The organism is Streptomyces sp. NPDC058195 (assembly GCF_042883525.1).
In the GTDB taxonomy this organism is placed as follows: Bacteria; Actinomycetota; Actinomycetes; order Streptomycetales; family Streptomycetaceae; genus Streptomyces.
This window is the reverse complement of sequence record NZ_JBHVVM010000059.1, coordinates 1-8,078: the sequence shown is the minus strand read 5'-3', so window position 1 is coordinate 8,078 and position 8,078 is coordinate 1. Positions and strand designations below refer to the sequence as shown.

Sequence of the window (8,078 nt, the reverse complement as noted above, 5' to 3'; positions counted from 1 at the left end):
TGACAGCGGCGGGCAACTGCCTGGTGTCGTCGGCGCCAGTTCGACCAGCTCACCGCGTGGTGGCGGCCTCGATGTCCGTGCAGGTGCGGGGGCCGGGGCCGACAAGCTGCCAGGAGTCGCCGAACCTCCGCCACTGTGAGCTCGATGGTCCCGGCTGCCTCACCCGTTCTCCCCCTTTTCACGGGCCTGGTGCACCGTGGCTGCCAGGAAGGCGTGCGCGAGCATCACCAGGGTGATGTGCCGGTACCAACCCGGGTAACGGCGGACTTCGTACTGATCCAGGCCACACTCGTTCTTCGCGGCCTGGAAACACTCCTCGATCGCCCACCGCGTCCCGGCGATTCGCACCAGTTCCTGGGCGGTGGTCTCCAAAGGGGCGTAGGCCGGCCTTGGGGACCAGCGGAACAGCCAATAACGCTAAGCCGGTGATCTTGGTCAGGCTGGGGATCCGAGGGTGCTGACGCGGTTCTCGTACTCGCGGCGAGCCTTGCGCTGAGCCGGGATCGCTGCGGCGCCGTCGAGGGACTGGCAGCGGGCGAGGAGTTGGCGGTGCACGGCGCAGACGGCGCTGACGCGCAGGGTGTAGCCCTGGCCGCGCCGTACGGTCACGCCCTCGTCGAGCGCGGCCCGCTCGGCGGGCTCCAGGTCAATCGTGTGGAGGAAGTCGGCGACCTTGCCCGGCATGTCGAGGGTGACCGGCAGCTCCGGGGCCGGGACGTCCTCTTCGATGGCGGTGTGGTCGGGCAGGAGGTCGGCGACGGCCGTGCGGATCGCGCCGCGGCTGACGCCGTGGTCGCGTGCGAGGGCTGCGATGGACCGGCCTTCCAGGTACGCGGTGCGTACATCGGCGGTCTTCGCGGCCGCCACGGCGGGGCGGCGTCCGCCCTTGCTGCCCTTGGCCTCGGCGGCGCGCAGCCCGTCGTAGGTCAGCTCGCGCTGGAGGTCGCGTTGGAGTTCGCCGGCGGCGGCGAGGGTCTGCACCATGAACTTCACGGTGGACAGCAGCTCGCCGGTGCGCGGGTGGCGGGCGGTGAGGTCCATCGCGGAGAACGCGCCGTCGTGGATGCGCAGCGCCACCTGGTCGCGGTGGAGGACATCGAGCACGTCGAGGATGTGGCCGGTGCCGCGTACGAGGCGGAACATCTCGGAGATGTGCAGGGTGTCGCCCGGCCGCGCGTACGTCAGCAGCTCGCGGAACTTCGGGCGCTGGAGGGGGTGGAGGCGGCTGGAGGTTCCCGGGTCCTCCTCGAAGATGACCGGGTCCTCGATCCCGGCCTCGTCCAGGACGAGGTTCTGCCGGGCGGTGGACTGCTGGTCGGTCGAGACCCGCTTGTAGACCAGGTTCGCCACCGAGGGGCCCCTTCCGTACGGATGATCGGACCCTATCTGTCGTCAAACCCTGTCAGCAATCACCATCGGATCTGATTGGATTCGCGGCGCCGCGAACCCCCGGATTGCGGGGGTTCATTGGACGCGTCGACCGCCTGTCGTCAAACGATCGTTTGCCGACACCGAACATCCGCCCGCCCATCGGATCAACCGGACGTGAAGGCTCGCGACGAAGCGGGGGACCCCCTGTGCGCATCCACGATTGCCGGATATTGAGGTTACTTTGGAGTTTAAATAGGAGCCTAGCAAGCTAACTTGACGCATAGTGAGAAGCGTGCGTAGCTTTGAGGATTACGTGAGCCACATAGCAACCCACCGGCTCGGAAAGGAAGTTATCCGTGACCATCACTGTCGACTCGTCGCGCCTCTCCCTGGTGCGTGAGGAGTCCACCTACCTGGCGATCCGCACCAGCCAGGGCGGCCGGACCGTCTACACGACGCGCATCCCGCTCGCCGACCTTTCGGTCATCCTCACTATCCCCGACCCGGCCAAGCCGGACCCGGACAACCGCAAGGTAGACATCAACCACGCCAAGGGCTTCGGCCAGTACCTCGCCGACAACCCCAGGTGGGTGGCCCCGGCCCTCCTCATCCGCGACACCGGCGGCTGCCGCTTCGAGCCGATCAGCGAAGACGGCTCGGTCGGCTACCTCACTGTCCCGTGGTCCATCGGCGGCATCGGACGCCTGATCACGATCGACGGCCAGCACCGCATCCTCGGGGTCCACCTGGAAAAGAAGCGCATCACGGACGAGGTCTCCCGCATCGACCGGGAGATCCACCGCGCCAACGAGGCTAAGAAGGCGAAGCTGGAGCAGGACCGCGAGGCACTGATCGGCCGAATGCAGCGACTTAAGGACGAGTTCGTCGGCATTGACATCTACGTGGAGCCCGACGGCGTCAGCGGCCAGCAGATGTTCGTCGACGTCGCGGACAATGCCAAGGGCATCTCCGGTGCCGTCCGGGCCCGCTTCGACACCTCGCGCATCGCCAACCGCACGCTCAGCGACATCGTCGTCCACCCCCTCTTCCTGGGCAAGGTCGACATCGAGCGGGACCGGATGACCCTGACCAACCGCAACCTGATGGGCGCCAAGCACGTCGCCGACATCACGCGGGCCGTCATCGCCGGTCCCGGTGGCCGCGTCAGCAAGAAGGTCGAGTCGCTGACCGACAACGAGGTCATCGAGAGCGTCCGCGGCTTCCTGGATGTCATCTCCATCGCTTTCACCGCGCTCGCGGAGATCACCGAGGAGGACGTGGACAACTACGACCCCTCGCTCTCCGAGAAGAAGAAGAACGAGCCGCCGGCGCCCCCCACCAAGGCCATGAGGCTGCGCGAGACCTCGCTCCTGGGCTCTGTGGGCATGCTCCGCGTCCTGGGCGGCGTCTACCGCAACCTGCGGGAGGACGGAGCCGAGGACGGTGACATCCAGGAGTTCTTCAAGCGGCTCGACCGGCACATGACCGCCCCGGTCACCGAGGACAGCATCTGGCGTACCACAGCCGCGAACGAGGACTTCGAGCCGAACGCCTCCGCCCCGATCATGCGTCAGCAGAACGTCGTGCACCTGACCAAGGTGATCACGGACTGGTACAAGAAGGCCCCGGCCGCCATCTGATCCACCAGCAACACAGGAGCCCCCTCCACATCTCACGCGGAGGGGGCTCCTTGGTTTCCAATGTACGCGGGCTGTGCAACGGGCCTTGCACCGGCGGGTGCCCCGGCTGTGCGATGAGCTGAAGGCCCTGACCGCCCAGGCGCAGTCCCTGATGCCTCCCGCGCGGCAGGCACACTACGTGGAGAACCTGCCCGTTCCCCTTCAGCAGCAGTGACGCACTCGGTTGGAGCCGGCTGTCAGTAGCCCGCTGCTTCCCTCATCCGGCGACGGACCTCGTCACCGAAGAACACAGGAGCCTTCGCGCCCGGATAAGGGTGGGAGTGGTGGTAGTCGCCTGTCTTGGGATCAAAAACGAAGAACGCCGTCCACGTTCCTCTCCCGTTGGATTCGATCAGTGCTTCCACGCAGAAGCCGTTCGTCACGACCCTCCTGACCCGCCAGGAGTCTTTTGCGACGGCGCGCACGAGGGCGGCGAACTCGATCTCCGCAGACGTCGGGATCCTGGCGCCCGGCGACTCGTCGACCTCGACGGCCCCCACGGTGGACTGCTTCATGGCGACCTTGATGAGCAGGCCAGCCGCAACGACAGCCAGGGTGGCGGCGCCCTTCAGCAGGCTCATGGCTGCGCCGCCGGTGCCGGGAGTGCTCCCGGCATCCTCGCTACGGGTGTTCTGGTCGGGCACGCGGGCCCCCCTTCAGATCAGAAAATCTGCCGCCAGAGTAGTGGTCGTGCAGCCATCCGTCCGATGGGTCGCAGCTATGGCGGGTTCAGCCAAGGTGAGCGGGGTCAGGCCGCGCCGGTCGGCGGGCGTGAGGAGGCTGACCCTCCCAAAGGGCGGATGCGGCGGTCACTCCTCCTGGCCGTCGTCGTCATCCTCAAGGTCGACTGTGTCCGGGTCGCGCAGGGGCCGCAGCCCCTGGACGGGCTGGGAGGCGGTGAAGCTGTAGCGGCCCAGGCAGTTGAGGTTCTTGTGCTTGAGCGGGGAGAGCCGGGCGAGGTCCTCGTCCCTGATTTCGTGGCCCTCGGCGCGGAGCTGGGCGACGGCGGCGTCGATGTAGCGGGTCGTCCACAGAACCACGGCGTTCAGAACGAGTCCCAGCGAGCCCAACTGATCTTCCATCCCGTCCCGGTATGCCTGGTGGATAGTGCCCTTCTTGCCGTGGCAGATGTCGCGGGCGAGTTTGTGGCGGGACTCCTGGACGGTCAGCTGCTTGTGCATCTGCCGCCGGTAGGTGTCATCGACCGGGTCGACGACAGCGAGCAGGTGCAGGGTCTTGGCGATCCGCCCGTACTCGGCGAACGCCTGCCCCAGCGGCGTGGGATGCCCCTCGCGGCCGAACATCCGCAGCAAGTCGTAGGCCCGTACCTGGTTGGTGACCAGGGAGCCCGCCACCCGCAGCATGTCAGGCCAGTGCGTGACCACCTTCTTCACGTTCACCCTGTTCCGCGCGATCGCCTCCAGCGGCCCGTACCCGCCGGCCGCCTCGGCGCCGGGCATCTGGGCCTTCCAGAACCGCTGGTCTTCGAGGTCCTTGAACCGCGGGGAGAAGCGGTAGCCCAGCATCTTGAAGATGCCGAAGACTATGTCGGAGTAAGAGGCATTGTCGGTGGCGACCATCTCCGGCTTCACCCCGCCGTCCAGGTTCAGCAAAGCGTCCAGGATGAACAGGGAGTCGCGCGGGGTGCCGGGCACCACCATCTGCCCGATGCCGATGACCTGATCGTTGATGGCGTTCAGCCACGTGATTCCGGTCTTCTTCGCGAAGTACTTGGGCGAGGGTGCGGCGTTGATGGTGCGGACGGGGACGACGAAGCGCAGGCCATCGACGGAGGCGAGCAGCCCGTTGCCCCAGAACTGCACGATCGGCACCTTGGCCTGGGCCTCGATCAGCGCGGCGTTCGCTGCGGCGATGGTGTCGGCGCGCAGGTAGTACTGGTCGACGTGGACCAGCCGGGAGCGGGTGAGCGCCTCGTGGTTCGGGTTGATGACCGGGGTCATGCCGATGTTGCATGCCTCGCTCACCAGCAGGGCGACGACCGAGGTGGTCAGGTCCTTCATGCGGGTCCTGCCGTCACCCAAGTGCACGAAGGCATCCAGGAACCCGGTCCAGGCGTGCACCTCGAACAGCAGGTCCGGCAGGTCGATCTTCGGGAGCATCTTCTCGACGCGCTCGCGCAGCCACTTCAGGGACTTCGGCTCACCGAGCGCGTGCAGCTTCTCCACGTTCAGCTTCGCGCGGCCGTTGGACTGCACCTCGATGCTGATCTTCGCGTCGGCGCCGGCCTCCTGAAGCCGTTCGGCCATCTGCTTCCACGTCGCGTCCAGCACCTCGACCAGCTCCGTGAGGTGCTGCTCGGCGTCCTCGGCCAGGCTCAGGCCCGCCAGGACGTCCTCGCGCACCGCCTCCCACCCCTTGCCCTGAAGCAGCCGGGCACGCGGGTCGGACCAGCGGTGCGAGGGGGAGGCGAAGATGTCGCGGCGCTTCAGCGCGCGGAAGAGCTGTTCCAGAACGCACACCACGTACGCGTCCCGGTCCACCGCCCCCTGGGGCAGCTCGGCGTTCGCGTACACCGCCTTGCGCCAGTGCGCCGGCACCAGCTTGTCGTCGACCTCCCGCGGCAGCAGCGGCTTCTCGCCCACCTTCCGCCGCGACAGGGCCGGGAGCCGCTGCACCCCGGTGAGAATCCGTCTGCCGCCGGGCGCCGCGTCCAGCGCCTTCGACTCGCCCAGCAGCGACAGGAACGGGCGCACAGTGTTGTAGCGCAGCGCCAGCGCGCCGCGCAGCGCGGTCTCTGCCGTGTCGTCATCCTCTGGTACCAGGCTCACCACCGTGGCCGCCGCGCTGGACAGCGTGGCCCGGGGCGCGATCTCTTCCAGCGCCCGCCACAGAGCTGTCGTATCCACATCGCCGCCGGTCTCGTCGATGAGCTCCAGCTCCTCGATGACCACCTTCGAGATCCGGGCCGTGATCCGGGCCGCCCGCTCCAACTGCGGCAGGGTCGAAAGCCGCTGCTTGTCGGTGGACCGCTTCGCAGTGCTGATCAGCCTCGTTGCCATCAGGATCTCGAACAGGTCCAGCGCGTCGTCGATCGCCTTGGCCTCCAGGTGGCGCATCACCGCGGTGAGCATCGCCGTGCGCTTGGGCTCCGGGGTCCGCTCCAGCTTCGGCGCCTTGGTGCCCAGCCCGTACCGGGCCAGCGCGGACAGCCGGTTCGGCGGGATCTGCTCCAGTTTGAGGCGGCCCAGCTGGAAGGCGGCGATGTCCTCGACCCGCTGCAACGCGGCCTTCAACGCGGTGCCGGTGGTTCGCGTCGGCGGCCGGCGCATCCGCTCCAGCTCCGAGTACCGCTTGCCCTCCGGCGTCTTCAGCGTGGCGACCAGGTCCCCGGGCAGAGCCGGGTCCGCGCGCCGGGCCGCCCTGGCGACCGTGGCGTGCAGCCGCTTGTCCGCGACGGCACGGACCTCGGCGACCTGCCGGGCCAGCACGCTCACCCCCGGCAGCAGTACCCGGTTGCGGCGCAGCCAGCCCACCCCGTGATCGAACAGGGCCTTCGGCCCCTCCGCGTGCGCCGTCCACGCACGCCCGTGCAGGAAGGCCCGGAACTTCCGGCCCTGGTCATGGTCCTCGTACTGGTGGTAGCCGTACGCGTCACGTATTTCCCACGCATGCTCGTACGGCGTTGGCCTGCGCTCCGTGTACCGCTTGATCAGGGAGACGTCCTCGATACCCAGCTGCTCGGCCAGATGCTCGACGACCGGCCACGGCACCGCGAGAGGGTCCTCCAGGAACAGCCCGACGTACCTGACCGTGCACATCTGGAGAGCGAAGCCGAGACGGTTGTGATCCCCACGCCGCTTCGCGATCAGTTTCAGGTCCTCGTCATCGAGGAAGAAGAACCGCTCCAGCTCAGGCCTCGTTGGCTCCTCGGCGAACTTCCCGTACGCCTCAGCCTGCTCATCAGTCAGAAATTCCACCGGCATGCGGCGGACCGTAGCCATCCCCCACCAGTGATCAAGGATCTTCCGCCGAACCACCGCAAGAGACCGATCACCTGTGCTAGGCGCCCAAGATCAAGTGCTTAGCGTTACTGGCTGTTCCGCTGGTCCCCAAGGCCGTAGGCGAGGTAGTAGGCGATCTCGTCGGGCTTGCGGATGCTGCGACGGGCCAGCGCCCACCGCATCCGGTGAGGGACCTCGCCCTGGTAGTCGAACTCGGCGACGGCCGGCAGTCGCACCGCCGCCCAGTGGTAGACGCGCGGTCCCTTCGCGCCGTTGCCGCATGAGGTCTTCTCCCAGACCTCGTCCGGCGCCTGTGCGAACAGGCCCTCGATGCGGGGACAACCCACGGTGAACTGGGACTTGGGCACGGCCAGCACGTAGCCGACGCCCGACTGCTCCAGCAGTCGGCGGAAGCGGCTCTCCTGTCCGTAGGCGGAATCCGCGGTGACCCAGGTGATGGGCAGTGGCGAGCCGAGGGCACGCAGCACCATGCGCCGGGCCAGTTCACCCTTGGTGGCGAACTCCCGGTCGTCGGGGACCTTGGCCGCGCGGCAGCGTTCGCGGTCCTCGGCCCAGGACTTGGGGATATACAGCTCGCGGTCGACCAAAGCCCGGCCGCGGGCGGTGGCATAGGCGGCGAAGACTCCGATCTGGCAGTTCTCCGTGCGACCTGCGGTCCCGGAGTATTGGCGCTGGACCCCGGCGGAGGTGGTGCCCTTCTTGATGAACCCGGTGTCGTCGATGATGAGGACTCCGTCGTCCGCGCCAAGCTTGTGGGCGACGTATTCCTGCAGTTCATCGCGGATTTCGTCAGGCTCCCACTTCGCGCCGGCAAGCAGATGCTGCAGACCGTCGGGGGTGGCGTGGCCTGCCTGCTCGGCCAGCTGCCAGCTGTTCTTCCGGGCCACCGGGGCGAGCAGCCCGCGCACGTAGTCACGCATGCGGCGGCGAAGTTCCACACGGCTGAAGCGATGACCGATGGCCACGAAGAGGTCGTCCAGTTCAAGGTCCCACTGCTCGGCAACATGCTCGGTGATCACGTGGGAAGTTTTCCCACCCGCTGTCG

General features: G+C 67.6%; 6 protein-coding genes and 1 pseudogene. 2 read left to right on the top strand and 5 right to left on the bottom strand.

Annotated elements, in window-relative coordinates; genetic code table 11:
• Positions 1-159: 159 nt before the first annotated feature.
• Together ACFVWY_RS35240 and ACFVWY_RS35235 are read right to left on the bottom strand one after the other, a co-directional pair.
• Positions 160-381 (bottom strand): annotated as a pseudogene (locus ACFVWY_RS35240) (IS701 family transposase); the annotation flags it as partial.
• A 54-nt stretch (positions 382-435) separates the two neighbouring features.
• On the bottom strand, positions 436-1,350 hold the full coding sequence (locus ACFVWY_RS35235; RefSeq protein WP_389879001.1) for a recombinase family protein: 915 nt from the start codon (positions 1,348-1,350) through the stop codon (positions 436-438).
• Between the two features lie 377 nt (positions 1,351-1,727).
• On the opposite strand from ACFVWY_RS35235, the gene ACFVWY_RS35230 reads away from it, so the two are divergent.
• Positions 1,728-3,011: a DNA sulfur modification protein DndB gene (locus tag ACFVWY_RS35230; RefSeq protein WP_389879000.1), complete on the top strand. Its 1,284-nt coding sequence runs from the start codon at positions 1,728-1,730 to the stop codon at positions 3,009-3,011.
• 73 nt (positions 3,012-3,084) lie between these two features.
• Positions 3,085-3,225, top strand: a complete 141-nt coding sequence (locus ACFVWY_RS35225) for a hypothetical protein (protein WP_389878999.1) — start codon at positions 3,085-3,087, stop codon at positions 3,223-3,225.
• A 22-nt stretch (positions 3,226-3,247) separates the two neighbouring features.
• On the opposite strand, the gene ACFVWY_RS35220 is transcribed toward ACFVWY_RS35225, so the two are convergent.
• The 3 genes from ACFVWY_RS35220 to ACFVWY_RS35210 all read right to left on the bottom strand — a co-directional run bounded on the left by ACFVWY_RS35220 (position 3,248) and on the right by ACFVWY_RS35210 (position 7,971).
• Positions 3,248-3,694: a hypothetical protein gene (locus ACFVWY_RS35220; RefSeq protein ID WP_389878998.1), complete on the bottom strand. Its 447-nt coding sequence runs from the start codon at positions 3,692-3,694 to the stop codon at positions 3,248-3,250.
• Positions 3,695-3,859: 165 nt separating this feature from the next.
• Complete coding sequence (locus tag ACFVWY_RS35215) at positions 3,860-6,994, bottom strand: Tn3 family transposase (protein WP_389878997.1); 3,135 nt, start codon at positions 6,992-6,994, stop codon at positions 3,860-3,862.
• A gap of 104 nt (positions 6,995-7,098) precedes the next feature.
• Complete coding sequence (locus ACFVWY_RS35210; RefSeq protein ID WP_389879002.1) at positions 7,099-7,971, bottom strand: IS701 family transposase; 873 nt, start codon at positions 7,969-7,971, stop codon at positions 7,099-7,101.
• Between the last annotated feature and the right edge of the window lie 107 nt (positions 7,972-8,078).